We start from the raw sequence: 21,003 nt of genomic DNA on the forward strand, positions 1-21,003 counted from the left end.
CCAGCAAGGCGATCGACTAGCGTTGGTCGGCGGGGGGTTCGGTTTCCGGTGCCGGTGGTTCAGCGGCCGGCTCATCCACGGGGGGTTCGACAGGATCATCGGCCAGCAGACTGCCGATCTGTTCCTGCCAGCTGTCGGGCAATTGCGCGATCATCCAGTCCACCAGACGTTCGAATTCGGGGATCAGGCGGCTGTTCTCCCACCAGCCCTCCTCCGGCATCAACGTCAGCGAGGCGGCAAACACCAGCACCGCCACCAGGAGCACGCCGCGCAGCAGGCCAAAGATCACGCCCAGAGAGCGGTCCGTACCCGTCAGGCCACTACCGCGCACCAGCCGATTGGCCAGCACTCCAAGGATGCCGCCCACGATCAGCACCGCGATAAAGATCAGGGCAAAGCCGACCCCCAGGCGCAGTGTCGCATCCGACAGCGCCTGCGGCAGGACTTCGGCGACCTCGGCGGCATGTCGAATACCCAGCCAGATGCCCACAATCCAGGTCGCGAGCGAGAACGACTCGCGCACGAAGCCACGAAACAGACTGATGAGCCCCGAGACAACGATCAGGGCAATGATGACCAGGTCGATCCAGTTCACGCGCGGCGGACTTCGGGTGCGAAAAGGCTGCGTAGTGTACCGCAGCGACCGGGAATTCGCAGGGGCTCGCCCACGCTTGTGTAGCGCCGGAGCCTCACGGGAAAGTCACCACGATGCCAGTAATATCGAGCTCGTCCTTCAGCTGATCGCCCAGCTTCTGGGCCTCGTCGCGTTGCGCCACGGGGCCCACCTTCACCCGGTAGATACTGCGTCCCTCGGCCTCGGACTCGTCGATAAATGCCGGCAGCCCCGCATCGCGCAGGCGCGCCTCTTCCTCGCGCGCATTGTCTCCGTCGCGGTAGCTCCCCACCTGAACAGCCCAGCCCGCGTCAATCGCGCGCGATTCCGGAGCCTGCCGCACCGGCTCGGGACTCACCACATCACTCGGCTCGCTCTCGTCCTCGTCCCCCTCGGCACCGCCATTCTCCACCCCCTGCAGATCGGCGATCCGGCTGTCGCCGTCCCCCTCGCGTTCGGGCCGCGCAGGCGCCGCCTCGCGCTCGGACGGGAGCGCGATATCCGGGGCGGCAAAGGTGGGGGTATCGGGCACCGGGTCATCGATACCGCTCATATATTCGTAGCCCGCGCCATCGAACAGCCACGGCAGAAAGATCACGGCAATCACGATCAGGATTACCGCGCCCGTGAGGCGAAAACGAATGGGATTATCAGTGGTCATGCCATATGCGCATTGGCGTCCCGTGCATCGGGTCTTCCCCGCGACCTTACGCCGCAGGCGCCTGCCCGGGCAAGGCAAACGGGGGAATCCGTCGGCATCGCCCTAGCCATGGGGGACTTCTTCCACTACGGCCATGTCCGGTACAGCTTCCCGCAAGGCCGCGGCGGCCAGATCCGGGGCTTGTTCAAAAACCGCCGCCACCGTGTGAAAGGAACCAAACACCACGCACCGCCCCTGAATACCCGCCGAGTCGGTGGCCTGTTGCAGCGCTTGCCGGATACCGGCAGCCGGACGGACGTCGGCCTGACCCGCCTGTTCCAGCTCCGCCGCCAGATCGGGTGCAGGAAGCGCACGCGGGAGATCGAGCGGTACAGGAATCCAGATATCGACCAGGCCATCCAGGTCACGCCACATGGCACTGCGATCCTTGTCGGCCATCACCGCGACCAGCGCAACGGTCGGGCCGACCAACGGGTTCTCGCGCAGCCAGCGGGCGAGTTCGGCGACGGCCTGGGCATTGTGCGCCACGTCCAGCAACCACTCCGGCGGGCCACTCAGGCGCTGCAGGCGTCCCGGCGGGCGCACCTTCAGGCCCTGCTCCATTGTGACCGCACTCAGCCCGGCGCTCATGCCAAGCGACTCGACCACGGCCAGCGCGGTGGCGGTGTTCGCCAGGGCTGCACCGCTCAGCCCGCGCGCCAGCGGGACATTCCATTCGACCTGCACGCCATTCCAGCGCCAGACGAGCCGTTCCTGTTCGACCAGCAAGTCGAAATCGCGCCCCAGGCGGACGGTACGACACCCAAGCGCCCGGGCATGGTCCAGCACGCTCTGCGGAGGCGACAGCTCGCCGAGCACCACGGGGCGCCCCGCGCGCATGATGCCGGCCTTCTCGCGCCCGATCACCTCGCGCGAATCACCCAGCCAGGCCTGGTGGTCGAGGTCCACGGCGGTAACCGCCGCCACATCCGCATCCCAGATGTTCACGGCATCCAGCCGCCCGCCGAGCCCGACCTCCAGCACCTGCACATCGACCCGTGCCTCGCGGAAAAGCCAGGCCGCTGCCAGGGCCGCAAACTCGAAATAGGTCAGCGAATCGTCACCCCGGGCCTGATCAATCGCCTCGAATGCCCGGCAAAGATCTTCGTCCGAGGCCGTCATGCCGTTCAGGCGAATGCGCTCGTTGTACTGAAGCAAATGCGGAGAGGTGAACAGCCCGACCTTCAGACCCTGTGCCTGCAACAGCGCCGCCGTGCGCGTAGTAACCGTGCCCTTGCCGTTGGTCCCCGCGACCATGACGGTGCGGGGCGTTCCCGGACCCCGCAGGCCCAGCCGATCGGCGACGAGGGCGATGCGCTCCAGGGTGAGGTCCATCCCCACCGGGTGCAATCGCTCCTGGAAGGCCAGCCATTCAGCCAGGGTGGCGTAGCGCACGGGTGGAATCAGGTAGAGCGCGGGGCGTCCGCCGATTCGCCGGTGTCCTCCGCGCGAATCACTTCCACCTCCGGCTCTTCTTCCTCGACGGGAGGTGCCTCGGGGGCCGGGGCCGGCCCGTGCGTCAGCATGCCGAGCACGGAGGCCAGACGACGACGCATCTCGCCGCGTTCAATGATCATGTCGACCGCCCCGTGCTCGAGCAGGAACTCGGACCGCTGGAACCCCTCGGGCAGCGTCTCGCGCACGGTCTGCTGGATCACGCGCGGACCGGCGAAACCGATCAGGGCGTTGGGCTCCGCAACATTCACATCACCCAGCATCGCGAGGCTCGCGGAGACGCCACCCATCGTGGGGTCGGTCATCACCGAGATGAACGGGATACGCTCCTCGCGCATCCGCGCCAGCACCGCGCTGGTCTTGGACATCTGCAGCAGCGAGAACAAGGCCTCCTGCATCCGCGCCCCGCCGGAGGCACTGAAGCAGACCAGCGGGATACGCTGCTCCAGGGAACGGTTGGCGCCGCGGACAAAGCGCTCGCCCACCGCAGAACCCATGGATCCGCCCATGAAGCGGAAATCAAAGGCGGAGGCCACCAGCGGGCGCCCCATCAGCCGGCCCTGCATGACGACCAGCGCGTCACGTTCGCCGGTCGCCTTCTGCGCGGCAACCAGACGGTCCTTGTATTTCTTGGAGTCGCGGAACTTCAGGACATCGGAAGATTCGATCTGGGCGGCGATTTCCTCGCGCCCCTCCTCGTCGAGGAAGGTCTCCAGCCGACGCCGCGCACTCATGCGTCGGTGATGCCCGCATTTCGGGCAGACATCCAGATTGCGTTCCACCTCGGGGCGATACAGCGTGGCGTCGCAGCCCTCGCAGCGCACCCACAGCCCCTCGGGCACGCCCCGCTTGCTGCTGTTGTCGGTACGGATGCGCGAAGGCATCAGTTTTTCAAACCAGCTCATCCTGAATCCCTTAGTCCTGCGAGCGCCGCATTCTACTACACCGACGCCTCGACGCCGGATGCGCGCACGCGGTCCATTTCCACGCGCATCCCCGCGACGACTTCGGACGCGGCATGAGCGAAGCCGACCGGATCCCCGTCGAATTCCTCGGCGAGGCGCACGATCGCGCTGCCCACGACCACGGCATCAGCCACGCGCGCGACCTGCCCGGCCGTCTCGGCATCGCGGATACCAAAACCCACACCCAGCGGCAGGTCCGTGTGATGACGAATGGCCTCAAGGCGCGCGGCCAGCGCCGAGGTATCCAGCGTCTGCGAGCCGGTCACGCCCTTGAGCGACACGTAGTAGATGAAGCCCCGCGCCGCGCGCGCCACATGCGCGATGCGCTCGTCGGAGGTTGTCGGCGCCACCAGGAAGATCGGGGCGATCTGGGCGTTCTCCAGCAGCCCCGCGACCTCGTCGCATTCCTCGGGCGGCAGATCCACGGTCAGCAGCCCATCCAGCCCCGCCTCGCGGGCCTTTTCAGCAAAGGTCTCGTAACCCATCCGCTCGACCGGATTCAGGTACCCCATCAGCACCACCGGCGTCTCGGCGTCGGTCTTGCGAAACTCGGCGACCATGCCCAGCACATCCCGCAAGCTGGTGCCATAGCGCAGTGCCCGCTCGCAGGCCTTCTGGATCACCGGCCCATCCGCCATCGGATCGGAGAACGGGACCCCCAGCTCGATCAGGTCGGCACCCGCCTTCACCAGCGCATGCATCAGCGGGACGGTGGCGGCCGGCTCCGGGTCACCCGCGGTCACATACGGCACCAGCGCGGCGCGATTCTGCGCGCGTAGTTCGGCAAAGCGTTGCTCAATCCGGGTCATAGCGTGATTCCTTCGCGTTCCGCCACGGTGTTGAGGTCCTTGTCCCCCCGGCCCGACAGATTGACGATGATGCTCTGGTCCGGACGCATGGTCGGGGCCAGCTCCAGGACATGCGCGATCGCGTGGGAGGTCTCCAGTGCCGGGATGATCCCCTCGGTACGGGTGAGCCGATGAAAGCCCTCCAGCGCCTGATCGTCGGTCACGGCGACGTAGCGCGCACGGCCCGTATCCTTCAGCCAGGCGTGTTCCGGCCCGACTCCGGGATAATCGAGCCCGGCGGAGACCGAGTGCGTCCCGATGATCTGCCCGTGCTCGTCCTCCATCAGATAGGTGCGGTTGCCATGCAGCACCCCTGGCTGGCCGGCACAAAGCGGCGCGGAGTGCCGGCCGGACTCGATCCCGGCACCCGCGGCCTCGACGCCGATCATTTCCACCGATTCGTCGTCCAGGAACGGATGGAACAACCCGATGGCGTTGGATCCTCCACCCACACAAGCTACTAGCGCGTCCGGAAGCTTCCCGGTCATCTCCAGGTGCTGCGCACGCGCCTCGCGGCCGATCACCGCCTGGAAGTCCCGCACCATGGCCGGATAAGGATGTGGCCCTGCAACGGTGCCGATGATGTAGAAGGTGTCGTCCACGTTGGTAACCCAGTCGCGCATCGCCTCGTTCAGGGCGTCCTTCAGCGTGCGCGTGCCCGATTTCACCGCCACGACCTCGGCCCCGAGCAGACGCATCCGATAGACGTTCGGGGTCTGCCGGCGCGTGTCCTCCTCGCCCATATAGATCACGCATTCCAGGCCCAGACGCGCGGCCACGGTCGCGGTCGCCACGCCATGCTGGCCGGCCCCGGTCTCCGCGATGATCCGGGTCTTGCCCAGGCGCTTGGCCAGCAGGGCCTGGCCGATGGTGTTGTTCACCTTGTGCGCACCGGTGTGGTTCAGGTCTTCCCGCTTGAAGTACACCTGCGCCCCGCCGAGCTCCTTCGACAGGCGCTCGGCGTGATACAGCGGATTGGGGCGCCCGACGAACTGCTTCAGGTCATGGTCCAACTCCGCCATGAAATCGGCATCGCCCATGTACTGCTCGTACGCCTTTTGCAGTTCGTCCAGCGCGCCCATCAGCGTCTCGGACACAAAGCGCCCGCCATAAGGCCCGAAATGCCCGCGGGCATCCGGGAACGCCGCCCAGTCGATCTTGCTCATTCATTCACCTCGCATTGGCGCACGGCCTTCACGAAGGCCTCCATGCGCCGTGCATCCTTGATCCCCGGGGCACTCTCGACCCCGGAGCTTACGTCGACTCCGTACGGGCGCAGGTGTTCAAGCGCCTCGCGTACCGAATCCTCGTCCAGCCCACCGGCCAGCAGCCAGGGCCGATCCAGCGCCTCGGGCACTGTGTCCCAGTCGAAGCGGTGGCCGGATCCGCCGCTACGCCCGCCTCCATGGCTGTCCAGCAAAAAGCCCTGCGCCTTTTGCAGTTCGTCCAGCGCGCCCATCAGCGTCTCGGACACAAAGCGCCCGCCATAAGGCCCGAAATGCCCGCGGGCATCCGGGAACGCCGCCCAGTCGATCTTGCTCATTCATTCACCTCGCATTGGCGCACGGCCTTCACGAAGGCCTCCATGCGCCGTGCATCCTTGATCCCCGGGGCACTCTCGACCCCGGAGCTTACGTCGACTCCGTACGGGCGCAGGTGTTCAAGCGCCTCGCGTACCGAATCCTCGTCCAGCCCACCGGCCAGCAGCCAGGGCCGATCCAGCGCCTCGGGCACTGTGTCCCAGTCGAAGCGGTGGCCGGATCCGCCGCTACGCCCGCCTCCATGGCTGTCCAGCAAAAAGCCCTGCGCCCGGGGGTGGGCATCCATCACCGGCCGCGGATCATCGGCCTCGTTCATCGACACAGCCTTGAGGTAGGGATGCCCGAAACGCGTACATTCCGCTGCCGACTCATGACCGTGAAACTGCAGGCAGTCCAGGCGCACACCGGCCAGGACCTGCTCGACGCGTGCCGGGTCCGGGTCCACGAACAGCCCCACCGTCGTCACGAACGGGGGCAGCGCCGCCACGATCTCCGCCGCCTGGTCAGGCTCGACATAACGGCGGCTGGGCGGGTGGAACACCAGGCCGATCGCGTCGGCCCCGGCACGCGCCGCGGCCACCGCCTGCTCCGGCGTCTTGATTCCGCAGATCTTGACCCTGTAGCGCATGCCCGCCATCTCGAAAAACGCAGTCGCAAGCCTACCAGAACCCGGGCGCCGCCCCGGCTTTCCCGCAATCAGATCGCCCCATTGCCGGGGATCCCCTCCAGCACCGGCCCCTCGGCACTGGGGAGAGCGAACTCGGGTGGATAGTCGACATGCACGAAATAAAGCCCCCCGGCCGGAGCCGTGATGCCCGAGACCCGCCGGTCGCGGGCCGCGAGAATCTGCGCAGCCCAGCCCGGCTCTTCGCGCCCGTCCCCGATCGCCAGCAGCACCCCGGCGATGTTGCGCACCATGTGATGCAGGAAGGCATTGGCATGGATATCCAGGACCACGTACGAACCGCGCCGCTGGACCGCAATGGAATGCACCTCCCGAATCGGCGATTTCGCCTGGCACCCGGCGGCACGCAGGCTGGAAAAATCGTGTTCGCCTACAAACGTCTGAGCCGCGTCATGCATCCGCGCGGTATCCAGCGGGCGTCGCCACCAGGCCACCCGCCCCGCCTCCAGCGCGGGCCGCACCGCTCGATTCGCGATCACATAGCGATAGCGGCGACCGCAGGCCTTGAAGCGCGCATGAAAGTCGTCATTGACCGGCTCGGCCCAGCGCAGGGCTATCCCGTCCGGCAGGCGACTGTTCACTCCCAGCACCCAGGAGTGCCGTTCACGCACCGCCGAAGTGTCAAAGTGCGCCACTTGAGCGGTCGCATGCACTCCCGCGTCCGTGCGGCCCGCGCAGGTGAGCTCGACCCCATCATTGGCCACGAAACTCAGCGCCGCTTCCAGATGCCCCTGCACGCTGGGGCCGTCTTTCTGGCGCTGCCAGCCCAGGAGCCCGCGCCCGTCGTACTCGACCCCCAACGCCCATCGCTGCCGTACCACTCGAGGCACCCGGTCTGCATCACGCATTGTCGACGTCGTATTTGTCATCACCCGATCACCACCACCAGGCAATCCAGCCACCTGCGACCGCAACCATCCACAACCACACCACGGCCCCCGCGCCCCCTTTCCGGACTCCAGCCATGCCCTGATTGAACTCGCCCCCCGCTGGCGCGGGCACCTCCCCACTCAAGGCACGGTCCAGCCGAACAATCAGCCAGTCGCGCGCCGCCTGCAGTCGTTCACGCCAACCACCACGGAGCTGCTCACGTTCGCATTCGGTGTTGACCCGATCCGACTCGAACAGCGCCAGAGCCAGAAAAAGCCGCTGCGAGAAGCGTGTGCCCCACGGGCCAAAACAACCCCGAGGGCCCGCCAACAACGACGACAGCGCCGAGGCCAGTTCCTCTCGCGAGAAACGCTCGGTCAGCCAGACCACCAGAACCACCACCAGCGCCAGCGCCCCGATGCGCCACGCGGCCTCGCTCAGGCCGGCCAGTGCCGAACCGCCTTGCGCCTCGACTGGCCATACGCCGAAGAACACCAGCAACGAGAGATAGAACCATTTCAACCGCCAGAGCAGGCGCCCGCAGCGACGCCAGGCGAACGGCCCGAGCCATACCAGCCCCGCCGCCCCGACCAGTACTGCCAGGACCACGGCCGGCTTTGCGGTCGCCAAAGCCACCGACACCAGCAAAACGGCCGGGAGCGCCCAGAGGGACGCCAACCCGGCCGTTTCTTGTTCCCTGTCGAAGCCCTGCCGCATCATCGCGACAGGATACTGCTTCACAACACAGTTTGGCGGCTCAGGAGCTCTCCAGCTGCTGACGAATCGCCTCAGCCTTCGCCTTCTGATCCTCCGACCCGGTGGCCACGATCTCGTCGATCAGTTCGCGAGCACCTTCGTCATCGCCCATGTCCGCATAGGCCTGCGCCAGGCTCAGGCGCGTTTCATTGTCTTCGTCGGCGCCGATGGGCGAGGACTCTCCGTCCTCTCGCGGCAAGGCATCTTCCTGGCCCGCAGCCGGCAGGTCCTCGTCGCCCAGATCCAGTGCCGGGATATCACTCCCGGCCGCATCCTCCCGGGTTTCTTCATCCAGGTTCGGCAGGTCGCTGTCGTCGATATCGAACGACAAGTCATTCAGGTCATCGCTGCGCGCTTCGTCCGTCTCCGAAGGGGTCTGCTCCGCTGGCGTCGAAGCCCCTTCATCGAAGGTCTCGTCAAAATCAAAGGTCAGCCCGGAGTCCGTCTCTTCCTGCGGCTCGGCGGTGTTACCGAGATCTTCGGCTTCGGATTGCACATCCGGGAGATCCAGGCCGGAGAAATCGATCTCGTTCGGTGCTTCGCCGTCATCTGCCGCCTGCGGCTCCACCGCAGCGCCCAGACCTTCTACCCCCGCCGGAGCGCCCGCGGGCCCTGCGCTGTCATCACCAGCACCACCGATGCGCGATTCCAGCTCCGCCAGATGATTGCGCGTTTCAACATCGTCCGCCGGGAGGCGTTCGCGCAGGTTGGATGCCGCCTCGCGGGCGCCTTCTTCGTCGCCCAGCGCCACGCGCGCCTCGACGAGCTTCAGACGATACTGGGTATTGTCCGGGTCGCCCTCGATGGCCTGGGTCAGGGTCTCCTCGGCCTGATCATTCATCCCGTAGGCCAGGCAAACATCCACTTCGGCCAGCACGTCGTCCACCGAGGCATCGCCACTGGAGCTCACCACTACAGGCTCACTCACCGACTCCTCTGGCTCGTCCGAATCCGCCAGCGGTTCGCGATCATCGTCCTTGCCCGCCACAGCTCCGGCCGCCAGGCCCGCAGCAGCCCCGCCGGCTACGGCTGTAGTAGTGGCGCCGCCCGATCCCGCGCCGGCACTATCGATCTCACGTGCCTCGTAGCCGGCGGGATCCGCCGCCGCGGCCCACACACCGCTGTTGTCCGCCCGCGCCGGCATGCCGGAAGCACGCTCTTCAACCACCACTTCGCGCCGACCACCACGCGCAAAGGCCAGCAACACGAGCAGCAGCAGGATTACCAGCGCAATCGCCATCATCAGCAGCAGCGGATCATTCATGATCCGCTCGTGCAGCGGCGCATTGCGTTCGGCATCTGCCCGATCGAGCCGTGCCATCAGTTCATTGCGTTCCGCCCGCAGCTGGCTCAGCTGCTCCTCAAGCTCCGCCATGTTCTCGCTCGAAAGCTCCGCAAGGCGGCCACGCTCACCCAGTTCCTCGCGCAGTTCGGTGATCTGCTCGCGCATCCCCTCCATCTCGGCGCGCTGGGACAGCATGGCTTCCTGGAGCAGATCGGGGGGATCGGCCGCGGCCGCCGCCCCTTCATCCGCCTCCGGCAGGAGTTCTGTCACGATCTCCAGGCGGTCGTCGGCCGCCGCCGCTTCATCGTCCTCGTCCGTCGCGGCCACGGCATCATCCGCGGCGGCCTCGTCGTCCTCGGACACGGCCTCATCGTCCTCCGCTACCGCCTCATCCTCTTCCGGGACCGCCTCGACTTCCGGCTCGGCCTCGGCGGCTTCCTCAGGCTGGGGTTCCTCGCGAGCTGCGGTCACCGTTCCCTCGCGCCAGGCCTGAACCTGTCGCTGCACTTCCTGGCGCGCCTCGGCCGCACTACGCGACTCCAGCTCCGAGCGCGACGGGACGGTCAGTTCAGCGCCCGCGCGCAGGCTGTTGATGTTCTCGTCAGAAAACGCGTCGGGGTTGGCCTCCAGGAACGCCAGCATCGCCTGATCCGCCATGCCGGCCAGACCCGCGCGCTCCACGATGCGATAAAGGGTATCGCCACTACGCACGGTGTAGGCCTCACCTTCACGCGGCATTGGCGCCTCTTGTCGACGCGGCGCCTCCCGGGCGGTGTCACGCGGGACCGGAGCGGCCGCCCCGGAAGGCATGGTGTCCGGCGGATCAAGCAACAGGGAGACTTCACGCATTGAGCGCCCGCCATCCCAGCGGGCCTCGAGGAGGATGCCCACATACGGCTCGCGCACCGGCTGGCGCGTGGTCAGCATCACCCGGCGATCCGCCCCCTCACCCTGAACCTGGATGTTCAGGTCGCCCGGCACGCTGCCGCGGCTCATGCCGGCGCGCCGGTATTCGTTTTCCGAAGCCTGACGCACCTGTAGCGAATCACTGGCCGCGGCACCGCCTCGCAGCGGAATCTCCGCCCGCAAGGTCTGGTTCAGATGGGATTGCAGGTTGACCTCACCAAAACTCACCGAATTCGATGATGCCGGTGCAACCAGCAGCAAGAGCAGTAGCCCGAGTAGTAACTTGTGCACGAATCCCCCCTGAATGTGCCGCGCGGCCTGTCATCGCATGGGGCTTAAATAAAAGCCCCAGCGCCCCCTGACCGCGTGTTGCCGGGTATGAATTTTCCCGGACTTTTACCGGATTAAATCACAGGTAATCCCGGATCAAAACCTCGGCAATCTGGATTGTGTTCAGCGCGGCCCCCTTGCGCACGTTGTCCGACACCACCCACAGGTCCAGCCCGCGCGGGTGCGAGATGTCCTCGCGGATGCGTCCGACGAAGACCGCATCCTTGCCCGAACCCTCGGTCACGGCAGTCGGATAGCCCCCGTCCTCGTGCTTGTCCAGCACCGTCACCCCGGGTGCAGCGGACAGGATCTCGCGGGCCTTTTCCGCACTGATCTTCTCGCGGGTCTCGATGTGCAGGGCCTCGGAATGGCCGTAGAACACCGGGATGCGTACGGCGGTCGGGTTCACCAGGATGGACTCGTCGCCCATGATCTTGCGGGTCTCCCAGACCATCTTCATCTCTTCCTTGGTGTAGCCGTTGTCCTGGAAGACATCGATGTGCGGCAGCGCGTTGAAGGCGATCTGCTTGGGATAGACGTTGCACTCGACCGGGCGGCCGTTCAGCAGCGCCGCCGTCTGGTGCGCCAGTTCCTCGATTGCATCCTTGCCGGTGCCGGAGACGGCCTGGTAGGTGGCGACGTTGATGCGCTCGACGCCGACCGCGTCATGCAGCGGCTTCAGCGCCACCAGCATCTGGATGGTGGAGCAGTTCGGGTTCGCGATGATCCCGTGCTTCTTGTAACCCGCAACGGCCTCGGGATTGACCTCCGGTACCACCAGCGGGATCTCCGGGTCGTAGCGAAACTGCGAGGTGTTGTCGATCACCACGCAACCGGCCGCGGCCGCCTTGGGCGCGTACTCCGCGGACACCGAGGCCCCCGGCGAGAACAGCCCGATCTGCACGGTGGAGAAATCGAAGGCGGCCAGATCCTCCACCTCCAGCTCGCGGCGGCCGAAGGCGACCGTCTTGCCGACCGAGCGCGAGCTGGCCAGCGCATGCACACGGCCCAACGGCAGGTCGCGCTCCGCCAGGATGGAGAGCAGGGTTTCGCCGACGGCGCCGGTTGCGCCCACCACGGCCACGTCAAACTTGCGGTCACTCATCGTTCATTCCCGGTTTAATTATAATCTTCAAGCTATTGATATTTTGACCCGTTCGTAGGATGCGACGAGCGCTGCGAATCGCATCATTCACGACCACGCCTAGCTCTCCAGCGCGGCCACCAGGGCATCCCCCATCCCCTGGGTACCCACCAGCGTCATACCCTCGCCGAAGATGTCCGGCGTGCGCAGGCCCTGATCCAGCACCCGTCCCACGGCCTGCTCGATGCGCTCGGCCAGGTCATTGCGGTTCAGGCTGTGGCGCAGCAGCATCGCGACGGACAGCACGGTTGCCATCGGATTGGCCTTGCCCTGCCCCGCAATATCCGGTGCGGAGCCGTGGATCGGCTCGTACAGACCAACCCCCTCGCTGTTCAGCGAGGCCGAGGGCAGCATGCCAATAGAGCCGGTCAGCATGGCTGCGGCGTCGGACAGGATGTCGCCAAACATGTTGCCGGTGACCATCACGTCGAACTGCTTGGGATCCCGCACCAACTGCATCGCCGCGTTGTCCACATACATGTGAGACAGCTCGACCTCGGGGAATTCCTTGCCGACGCGCTCGACGACCTCGCGCCACAGCTCGGAGACCTCGAGCACGTTGGCCTTGTCCACCGAGCACAGGCGCTTGCCCCGCTTCATCGCGGCCTCGAAGCCGACGCGGGCGATACGTTCGATCTCCGATTCGCTGTAGGCGGCCGTATTGAAGCCGTAGCGCTCGCCGTTACGCTCCTCGATCCCGCGCGGCTGGCCGAAGTAGATCCCGCCGGTCAGCTCGCGCACGATCAGGATATCCAGCCCGCTGACCACCTCCGGCTTCAGCGTGGAGGCCGAGGCCAGCTGCGGATACAGGATCGCCGGGCGCAGGTTTGCGAACAGCCCCAAATCCGAACGGATGCCCAGCAGCCCGCGCTCGGGGCGCAGATCACGTTCCAGCGATTCGTACTGCGGGCCGCCGACCGCGCCCAGCAGGATGGCGTCGGCGCGGCGCGCCGCCTCGCGAGTGGCCTCTGGGTAGGGGTGCCCGGCCGCATCGTGCGCCGCGCCCCCGATCAGGCCCTGTTCGATCTCCAGATCCAGCCCTCCGATCTCGCCGACGCGCTCCAGCACTTTCAGCGCCTCGGCCACGATCTCGGGCCCGATCCCGTCCCCGGGCAATACCAGAATTCGGCTCACAAACCTCTCCTAACCATCAGATCCATCGAATTTCTTCTCTACCTGTAGAAGGCCAGCCCTCTGGCCGATGGGCCTGTCCTGGCGCCCTATCGGCCAGAGGGCTGGCCTCCTACAAAGGGGCACGACTCAGCCCTGCGAGTGCTCCGCCATCCAGGGCCACTCGTGGCGCTGGCGCTCCTCAAAGGCGCGGATGTCATCGGCGTACTGCAACGTCAGGGCGATATCATCCAGGCCGTTCAGCAGGCGGTGGCGCCGGTCCTCGTCGAGCGTGAAACGAAACACGGTACCGTCCGGCGCCGTTACGGTCATCTCTTCCAGGTTCACCTCGACCTGCGCGCCCGGGTTCGCCTCGACCTGCTCGAACAGCGCCTGCACCTCGTCCTCGGCCAGCACCACCGGCAGCAGCCCGTTCTTGCAGCTGTTGGAGAAGAAGATGTCCGCAAACGATGGCGCGATCACCGCGCGAAAACCGAAGTCCGTCAGCGCCCACACCGCGTGCTCGCGCGAGGAGCCGCAGCCGAAGTTCTTGCGCGCCAGCAGGATCGTCGCCTGGTCGAACGGCGCCTGGTTGAGCACGAAGTCCGGGTTGATGCGGCGCTGCGAGCTGTCCATGCCGGGCTCGCCCGGGTCCAGGTAGCGCCAGTCGTCGAAGGCATTGGGCCCGAAGCCCGTGCGCTTGACCGATTTCAGGTACTGCTTCGGGATAATCGCGTCGGTATCGACATTGGAGCGATCCAGCGGCGCGACAATCCCACGGTGTACGGTAAAGGCCTGCATCGCTTACGCCTCCTTCAGTGCCGACGGCTCGACAAAGTGCCCGGCCACGGCGGCCGCCGCGGCCAGCGCCGGGCTGACCAGATGGGTACGCCCGCCCTGTCCCTGACGGCCCTCAAAGTTGCGGTTCGAGGTCGAGGCGCAGCGCTCGCCCGGCTCCAGTCGGTCCGCATTCATCGCCAGACACATGGAACAGCCCGGCTCGCGCCACTCGAAGCCGGCGTCCAGGAAGATGCGGTCCAGCCCTTCCTGCTCCGCCTGCTGCTTCACCAGCCCGGAGCCCGGCACCACCATCGCCAGCTTGATGTTCTCGGCCTTCCGGCGGCCCTTGACCACCTCGGCGGCGGCGCGCAGGTCCTCGATCCTAGAGTTCGTACAGGAGCCGATGAATACCTTGTCCGGACGGATCTCGGTCATCGGCGTGTTCGGCTGCAGGTCCATGTACTCCAGCGCCCGCTTCATACCCTCGGCACGCACCGGATCGGACTCGGCCGCCGGGTCCGGCACGCGGCCGTCGATCGGCGCGACCATCTCCGGCGAGGTACCCCAGCTCACCTGCGGGGCGATCTCGGCGGCATCCATCTCCACCACCGCGTCGAATTCGGCATCCGGGTCGGAGACCAGCGTGCGCCAGTAGGCGGCGGCCTGCTCGAACCGTTCGCCCGTCGGCGCCTGTGGCTTGCCACGCACGTATTCGATGGTCTTCTCGTCCACCGCGACCATGCCCGCCCGGGCCCCGGCCTCGATGGACATATTGCACACGCTCATGCGGCCCTCGATCGACAGGCTGCGGATCGCCGAGCCGGCGAACTCGATCGCATAGCCGGTGCCGCCAGCGGTGCCAATGCGGCCGATGATCGCCAGCACCACATCCTTGGCGGTCACGCCCGGGCGCAGCTCGCCCTCCACGCGGACCTGCATGGCCTTGGTCTTCTTCTGCCACAGGCACTGCGTGGCCAGCACATGCTCCACCTCGGAGGTGCCGATGCCGAAGGCCAGCGCACCCAGCGCGCCGTGGGTCGAGGTGTGCGAGTCACCGCAGACGACCGTCATGCCCGGCAGGGTCGCCCCCTGCTCGGGGCCGATCACATGCACGATGCCCTGGCGAACATCGGCCATCGGGAAGAACTTCAGCCCCAGGCTGGTGACGTTGCTCTCCAGCGTCTCCACCTGGGTGCGCGACACCGGATCCTCGATCCCGCGGTCGCGATTGGCGGTAGGCACGTTATGGTCCGGCACCGCCAGCACGGAATCGCCGCGCCAGGGCTTGCGCCCGGCCAGACGCAGACCCTCGAAGGCCTGCGGGCTGGTCACCTCGTGCACCAGATGGCGGTCGATGTAGAGCAGCGTCGAGCCATCCGGCTCTTCGCGCACCACATGCGCCTCCCACAGCTTGTCGTACAGTGTCTTGCCTGCCATTACCTGCTCCCGCGGACACGCCGCGATGTTCCTGCCATATTCTAGGGAGACGCTGATTTAATCGCACGCCCGCGCTCGAGTCGCTTTTGCGTGCGAACAAGGCGCGGTGACTGCCGTGCAGTCACCCTGCACAAGGGAACCGCAACGCCGTGCGCGCGCAAAAGCGGCCGAGCCCGATCTTTCAATCACTTGTCGGGTTGGTGCCCCCTGTTCCCCGATCCTGCGTTGCGCCGCTTGCGGGTAGAACCACTACCCGCTGCACGACGCGCCTTGCCTCGGAAAACAGGGGGCACCAACGCGGTCGCGCGATTAAATCAGCGTCTCCCTAGTGTCGTTTAACAAAAGTTCATCGACTCCGTGACTGTCCCCCTGTATCCTGACAACAGGCACTCGGGAGGCGACCGGAATGGGACGACCGATCAAGACGTTGACGATCAGTGAAGCCGAACGCGACGAGCTCGAGAGCTGGCTGCGGCGGCGCCAGATGCCCGCGGCGGAACAACAGCGCGCGCGCATGATTCTGCTGAGCACGCGAGGCCTGAAGGCTTCGGAGATTGGCGCGCGGGTTGGCGTCTCGGCGGAGACGGTGAGCAAGTGGCGCAAGCGCTTCGAGCAGGCACGCATCGGGGGGCTCACGGATGCCCCGAGAAGCGGACGTCCCCGTACGATCGATGACGACAAGGTGACCGAAGTCATCAACAAGACGCTGCAGTCGAAGCCGGATAACGCGACGCACTGGTCGACCACGCTGATGGCCAAGGAGACCGGGCTCAATGCGATGGCCATCAGCCGGATTTGGCGGGCCTTCGGTCTCAAGCCGCATCGGCTCGAGACCTTCAAGTTGTCCACGGATCCGCACTTCGTGGCCAAGGTGCACGATATCGTGGGCCTGTACATGCACCCACCGGACCGAGCCCTGGTGCTGTGCGTCGACGAAAAGAGCCAGATCCAGGCCCTGAACCGGTCCCAGCCGGCGTTGCCGTTGTCGTTCGGCCATCCCGAGACCCGCACCCATGACTACCTGCGCCATGGCACGACCACCCTGTTCGCGGCACTGGATGTGGCCACCGGCGAGGTCATCGGCAAACTCCATAGAAGGCATCGCGCCAAGGAGTTCCTGGCGTTTCTCAACGAGATCGATCGCCAGGTCCCCGACGATCTCGACGTCCACCTCATCCTGGACAACTACGGCACCCACAAGACCGAAAAGGTTCGGGCCTGGTTCGCTGCACGACCGCGCTACCACGTGCACTTCACGCCGACCTCGGCGTCCTGGATCAACCTGGTCGAACGCTTCTTCGCGCTCATCTCGCAGCGCTGGATCAAGCGTCAATCGCATCGCAGTACTCGCGAACTGGAAGACTCCATCCGCGAATACCTGAAGACGTACAACGATGAGCCTCGACCGTTCATCTGGCGCAAAACAGCCGATCAAATTATCGCGTCGATCGCCCGTCTAACCGATCGCCTCGATAAAAATACGAACTTTTGTTAAAGAACACTAGGTGAGTGCCCGCCAAAGCCCCCTGTAGGAGGCCAGCCCTCTGGCCGATGGGCCACGACGCCGGATCGGCCAGAGGGCTGGCCTCCTACAGACGAGCGGTACCACCGCATTGCCAGTCTGCGGCCGCTCTTCTATTCTTTCAAATCCGATTTATTATCTTTACCATTCCACCTGGTTATAGATGGACGATCCGGCACCGCATCAGTCAGCCGGTCATTATCCCACGGAGGCGGCAGATGCGCCCGGAACAGCTCAGCATCGAGTCCCTGCAGGCCTTCGTGGCGGTGGTCGATACCGGCGCCTTCTCCGCCGCGGCCGAGCGGCTGTACCTGACCCAGCCGGCGATCAGCAAGCGCATCCAGTCGCTGGAGGCGACGCTGCAACGCCCGCTGTTCGAGCGCCAGGGGCGCCGCGTGCGGCCCACCGAGGTCGCCGAACGCCTGCTACCCGAGGCCCGCGAGATCCTGGCCCGCCTGCACGCCATCGAGCAGCAGGTGGCGGACCTCGACCACGTCGTGCGCGGCCGCATCCGCCTCGCCACCTCGCACCACATCGCCCTGCACCGCCTGCCCGCCCCGCTGGCCGCTCTGCGCACCCGCTACCCCGAGCTGGAGCTGGAACTCGCGTTCATGGACTCCGAGGCCGGCATCGAGGCCGTCATGCACGGCGACGCCGATCTGGCCCTGGCCACCCTGCCCGAGGATCTGCCGAAGGCCGCCGACGCACACACCGTCTGGACCGATGAGCTTGTTCCAATGATCGCCCGCGGCCGCGCCCAGGATGCCCCGCTGGAGACGCTGCAACGGCTGCATGACTGGCCGGCGATCCTGCCGCCGGCGGGCTCCACCACCCGCCGCCAGATCGACCAGGCCCTGGCCGCACAGGGCCTGCACGCCGCCGCGGCTCAGGAAAGCCCGTACCTGGAGGTCATCCGCATGATGATCGCCGCCGGCCTCGGCATCGGCTTCCTGCCCCGCACCATGGCCACCGACGACCTGACCATCCTCGAATGGCCCGCCCCACCCATCACCCGCCAGCTCGGCTGGGTTCGCCACGCGGACCGCTACCGCTCGCGAACCCTCGAGGCAGTCATCGAGGAATTACCGTGAGTTGAAAACCGCGGTCGAACCACCGTCTCAGACGCGCGCCGCCTCGCGGGGGAGCAGGGAGGAGATCATCCAGGTGGCGAAGATGAACAGTGTGGAGGCGATCAGCACGCCCTCCAGGCCCCAGACCATGAAGATGGCACCGGAGGCAACGGTGCCGACCAGACGCCCACCGGCGTTGGCCATGTAGTAGAAGCCGACCTTCATCGCGACCCGGTCGGTCTCCGCATAGTCGAGGATCAGGAAGGAGTGCACGGCGGAGTTGATCGCAAAGACCACGCCGAACACGCCCAGCCCGACCATCAGCACCCAGGCCGGGTCCAGGCCCGTCTCCAGGCCGATCACGATGCCGATGGGCAGCAGCATCAGGATGAACGCCCACAACCGCGCGGTCAGCCCGGTCGGATGCAGCCCGCCACGGCCCAGCAAGCGCGGCACCGAGGCCTGCACGATCCCGTAGCCGATCACCCACAGCGCCAGAAACGCACCCACCTGCATGTGGTTCCAGTCCAGGGTCGCGCTCAGAAACACCGGCAACGCGACCACGAACCAGACATCGCGCGCACCGAACAGGAAGAAGCGCGCGGCCGAGAGCACGTTGATCGCGGTGGAATTCGAGAACATCTGGGTGAATTTCGGCTTGCCGCCGACCTTGCCCAGCCCGCGTGGCAGCCCGACGATGGAGAACAGCATCACCACGGCCAGCATCCCGGCCAGGATCACCAGCGCCATCTGGAACCCGACGGTGTACAGAAGTGCGCCGCCGACGAAGAAGCCCACCCCCTTCAGCGCGTTCTTCGAGCCGGTGAGCACCGCGACCCAGCGAAACAGCCGCCCCTCCCCGTCCCCGGCGACCAGCTTCACGCCGGACTTCGCACTCATCTTGTTCAGATCCTTGGCAATGCCCGACAGGGCCTGCGCAAACATCACGTAGGCCACACCCAGCCACGCCTCCGGCACCGTGAGCATCAGCAACGCCGCGACCTGCAGCAGCGTCCCGGCGATCATCGTCGTGTTCACCCCCAGCCGCGCAGCCAGCCAGCCGCCGGTGAGGTTGGTGATCACCCCGAACAGCTCGTAGAACAGGAACAGGAAGGCGATCTCCAGCGGGCTGTAGCCCAACTGGTGAAAGAACAGCACGACCAGCATGCGGATCGCGCCGTCGGTGACGGTGAATGCCCAGTAGTTCGCGGTGATGCGCGCGTAGGCGCCCAGGCCCAGGCTGGGCGGTGCGTTCGGCGTTTCGGCCGGGCTGCCCATCCGTCCTACACGCCCTGCTCGGCCACGCGCGCGACCAGTTCGACCAGCCGGTTGGCGTAACCCCATTCGTTGTCGTACCAGGCCAGCACCTTCACCTGTGTGCCATCCACCACCATCGTCGACTGCGCATCGACAATGGACGAATGGGGGTCAGTGCGGAAGTCGCTGGAGACCAGCGGGCGTTCCTCGTAGCCGAGGATGCCGTTGAGATCGCCGTTCGCGGCCTCCCGCAGCAGGGCGTTGACCTCTTCCGCGGAGGTTTCGCGCGCCGCCTCGAAGGTGAAGTCCGTCAGCGAGGCATTCATCAGCGGCACACGCACCGCGTGGCCGTTCAGCCGCCCGTTCAGCTCGGGGAAGATGTCGCCGATCGCCTTCGCCGAGCCGGTGGTGGTCGGAATCAGGTTCAACCCGGCCGCACGGGCCCGGCGCAGGTTGTCGCGTGGCAGGTCCACCGGCGACTGCGTGGCGGTCATGTCATGTACCGTCAGAATCGTCCCGTGCCGGATCGACAGCGCCGGGTGCAGCACCTTCACCAGCGGCGCCAGGCAGTTGGTGGTGCAGGAGGCGGCGGTGACCACACGGTGCCGCGCCGGATCATAGGCGGCATCGTTGACACCCATCACCACGTTCAGCGCACGCTCATCCTTCACCGGCGCCGCGACGACTACACGCCGTGCCCCGCGATCGAGGTGCGGCTGCAGGGTCTCCATGGTGCGGAAGGCGCCGCTGGCATCGACCACGATATCCACCCCGGACTCGGCCCAGGGCACCTGCCCCGGTTCACCCAGCTGCGTGTGGCGCAGGCTGCGGCCGTCGATCCGCAGAGCATCCGGCTCGGCCTGGATGCCGTGATCCCAGCGCCCATGCACCGAATCGAACTCCAGGAGGTGCCCGGTGACCGTACCATCGGCCGCGACCTCGTTCAGGTGCACGATCTCGAGATCATCACGATCCCAGGCCGCGCGCAGCGCGAGCCGACCGATCCGTCCCATCCCGTTGATGCCAACCCGTACGGCCATGACGCCCTCCCGCGAAAAATCGCGTCAGGATACCCCCCGAACATGACGACCGCATTACAGGCGGACCCGTGTTTCCCTAGTTCAGCAGGACGATTGCCGCGTTCAGGTAGATCGCAAAGCCCACCCACAGCAGGTAAGGCACCAGCAGCGCGCTCGCGATCCGGTCATGGCGCCAGAAGGCGATCAGGGTCGCCAGAATCAGGGGCCACAGGATCAGGATCTCGATCAATGCCAGATCGGGTCGTTGCATGCCGAAGAACAGTACGGACCAGCCAAGGTTCAACACCAGCTGGGCAAGGAACAGCCCGATCGCGAGCGGTGGACCCGCGAAGCCGGTGCGACGCCATACCCGCCAGGCGGCCACGGCCATCAGCGCAAACAGGACGGTCCAGACCGGACCGAATAGGGCATCGGGCGGATTCAGCTCGGGTCGCTCCAGCGTCTGGTACCAGTCCTGTACCGACAGGCTGGTGGCATAGCCACCCGCAGAAGCCACCAGGAACACAAGGGCCACCCAGCCCACCAGTCCGACCCCATCCCTTGTATTGATCATCGCCCCTCCTCTCACACCTCGCCCATCGTTGTTTTTAGGCACCTGTCCGCGCCATTTGAACGGAAATCAGCAAAATGAACGAGGTTCATGCGCGATTCAGCCGCTTGCGGCACACTCGCAGCATACCGTGATCCCG

The 21,003-nt window shown here is 66.2% G+C and carries 19 protein-coding genes and 1 pseudogene; 2 read left to right on the forward strand and 18 right to left on the reverse strand.

What is annotated here, in order from left to right:
* Positions 1-16: 16 nt before the first annotated feature.
* From TK90_RS06705 to leuC, 15 genes and pseudogenes are all read right to left on the reverse strand, one after another.
* Positions 17-595 (reverse strand): CvpA family protein, encoded by a 579-nt coding sequence (locus TK90_RS06705; protein ID WP_012982725.1) that lies wholly within the window; start codon positions 593-595, stop codon positions 17-19.
* Between the two features lie 94 nt (positions 596-689).
* On the reverse strand, positions 690-1,274 hold the full coding sequence (locus TK90_RS06710; RefSeq protein ID WP_012982726.1) for an SPOR domain-containing protein: 585 nt from the start codon (positions 1,272-1,274) through the stop codon (positions 690-692).
* A 102-nt stretch (positions 1,275-1,376) separates the two neighbouring features.
* Positions 1,377-2,708 carry a folylpolyglutamate synthase/dihydrofolate synthase family protein gene (locus TK90_RS06715; protein WP_012982727.1) on the reverse strand — a complete coding sequence of 444 codons (1,332 nt, stop codon included), beginning with the start codon at positions 2,706-2,708 and terminating at the stop codon, positions 1,377-1,379.
* A gap of 8 nt (positions 2,709-2,716) precedes the next feature.
* Positions 2,717-3,673 (reverse strand): acetyl-CoA carboxylase, carboxyltransferase subunit beta, encoded by a 957-nt coding sequence (accD, locus tag TK90_RS06720; RefSeq protein WP_012982728.1) that lies wholly within the window; start codon positions 3,671-3,673, stop codon positions 2,717-2,719.
* A gap of 35 nt (positions 3,674-3,708) precedes the next feature.
* A complete protein-coding gene (gene trpA, locus TK90_RS06725) occupies positions 3,709-4,542 on the reverse strand; it encodes a tryptophan synthase subunit alpha (RefSeq protein WP_012982729.1) in 834 nt (277 codons plus the stop codon).
* Positions 4,539-5,747, reverse strand: coding sequence for a tryptophan synthase subunit beta (gene trpB / locus TK90_RS06730; protein ID WP_012982730.1), 1,209 nt, complete (start codon positions 5,745-5,747; stop codon positions 4,539-4,541). The genes trpA and trpB overlap by 4 nt, the downstream gene beginning before the upstream one ends.
* 5 nt (positions 5,748-5,752) lie before the next feature.
* Positions 5,753-6,016, reverse strand: a pseudogene (locus tag TK90_RS06735) (N-(5'-phosphoribosyl)anthranilate isomerase); the annotation flags it as partial.
* 104 nt (positions 6,017-6,120) lie between these two features.
* Positions 6,121-6,750 (reverse strand): phosphoribosylanthranilate isomerase, encoded by a 630-nt coding sequence (locus TK90_RS06740; protein WP_012982731.1) that lies wholly within the window; start codon positions 6,748-6,750, stop codon positions 6,121-6,123.
* A gap of 68 nt (positions 6,751-6,818) precedes the next feature.
* A complete protein-coding gene (truA, locus tag TK90_RS06745; RefSeq protein WP_017926127.1) occupies positions 6,819-7,607 on the reverse strand; it encodes a tRNA pseudouridine(38-40) synthase TruA in 789 nt (262 codons plus the stop codon).
* A 76-nt stretch (positions 7,608-7,683) separates the two neighbouring features.
* Positions 7,684-8,397, reverse strand: coding sequence for a hypothetical protein (locus tag TK90_RS06750; RefSeq protein WP_012982733.1), 714 nt, complete (start codon positions 8,395-8,397; stop codon positions 7,684-7,686).
* Positions 8,398-8,434: 37 nt separating this feature from the next.
* On the reverse strand, positions 8,435-10,852 hold the full coding sequence (locus TK90_RS06755; RefSeq protein ID WP_041444227.1) for a FimV/HubP family polar landmark protein: 2,418 nt from the start codon (positions 10,850-10,852) through the stop codon (positions 8,435-8,437).
* Between the two features lie 181 nt (positions 10,853-11,033).
* Positions 11,034-12,059 (reverse strand): aspartate-semialdehyde dehydrogenase, encoded by a 1,026-nt coding sequence (locus TK90_RS06760; RefSeq protein ID WP_012982735.1) that lies wholly within the window; start codon positions 12,057-12,059, stop codon positions 11,034-11,036.
* A 99-nt stretch (positions 12,060-12,158) separates the two neighbouring features.
* Complete coding sequence (gene leuB / locus TK90_RS06765; RefSeq protein ID WP_012982736.1) at positions 12,159-13,232, reverse strand: 3-isopropylmalate dehydrogenase; 1,074 nt, start codon at positions 13,230-13,232, stop codon at positions 12,159-12,161.
* A 126-nt stretch (positions 13,233-13,358) separates the two neighbouring features.
* On the reverse strand, positions 13,359-14,009 hold the full coding sequence (leuD, locus tag TK90_RS06770; protein ID WP_012982737.1) for a 3-isopropylmalate dehydratase small subunit: 651 nt from the start codon (positions 14,007-14,009) through the stop codon (positions 13,359-13,361).
* Between the two features lie 3 nt (positions 14,010-14,012).
* On the reverse strand, positions 14,013-15,425 hold the full coding sequence (leuC, locus tag TK90_RS06775) for a 3-isopropylmalate dehydratase large subunit (RefSeq protein ID WP_012982738.1): 1,413 nt from the start codon (positions 15,423-15,425) through the stop codon (positions 14,013-14,015).
* Between the two features lie 406 nt (positions 15,426-15,831).
* On the opposite strand from leuC, the gene TK90_RS06780 reads away from it, so the two are divergent.
* Together TK90_RS06780 and TK90_RS06785 are read left to right on the forward strand one after the other, a co-directional pair.
* Positions 15,832-16,920: an IS630 family transposase gene (locus TK90_RS06780; RefSeq protein ID WP_012981522.1), complete on the forward strand. Its 1,089-nt coding sequence runs from the start codon at positions 15,832-15,834 to the stop codon at positions 16,918-16,920.
* A gap of 245 nt (positions 16,921-17,165) precedes the next feature.
* Positions 17,166-18,038 carry a LysR family transcriptional regulator gene (locus TK90_RS06785; RefSeq protein ID WP_012982739.1) on the forward strand — a complete coding sequence of 291 codons (873 nt, stop codon included), beginning with the start codon at positions 17,166-17,168 and terminating at the stop codon, positions 18,036-18,038.
* A gap of 27 nt (positions 18,039-18,065) precedes the next feature.
* Here TK90_RS06785 and arsJ read toward each other — a convergent pair whose 3' ends face one another.
* From arsJ to TK90_RS06800, 3 genes are all read right to left on the reverse strand, one after another.
* Positions 18,066-19,295, reverse strand: a complete 1,230-nt coding sequence (arsJ, locus tag TK90_RS06790) for an organoarsenical effux MFS transporter ArsJ (protein ID WP_012982740.1) — start codon at positions 19,293-19,295, stop codon at positions 18,066-18,068.
* 5 nt (positions 19,296-19,300) lie between these two features.
* Positions 19,301-20,314 (reverse strand): ArsJ-associated glyceraldehyde-3-phosphate dehydrogenase, encoded by a 1,014-nt coding sequence (locus tag TK90_RS06795; RefSeq protein WP_012982741.1) that lies wholly within the window; start codon positions 20,312-20,314, stop codon positions 19,301-19,303.
* A 76-nt stretch (positions 20,315-20,390) separates the two neighbouring features.
* On the reverse strand, positions 20,391-20,867 hold the full coding sequence (locus TK90_RS06800) for a TspO/MBR family protein (protein ID WP_012982742.1): 477 nt from the start codon (positions 20,865-20,867) through the stop codon (positions 20,391-20,393).
* Positions 20,868-21,003: the final 136 nt, after the last annotated feature.

This window comes from Thioalkalivibrio sp. K90mix, assembly GCF_000025545.1.
Classification (GTDB): domain Bacteria; phylum Pseudomonadota; class Gammaproteobacteria; order Ectothiorhodospirales; family Ectothiorhodospiraceae; genus Thioalkalivibrio.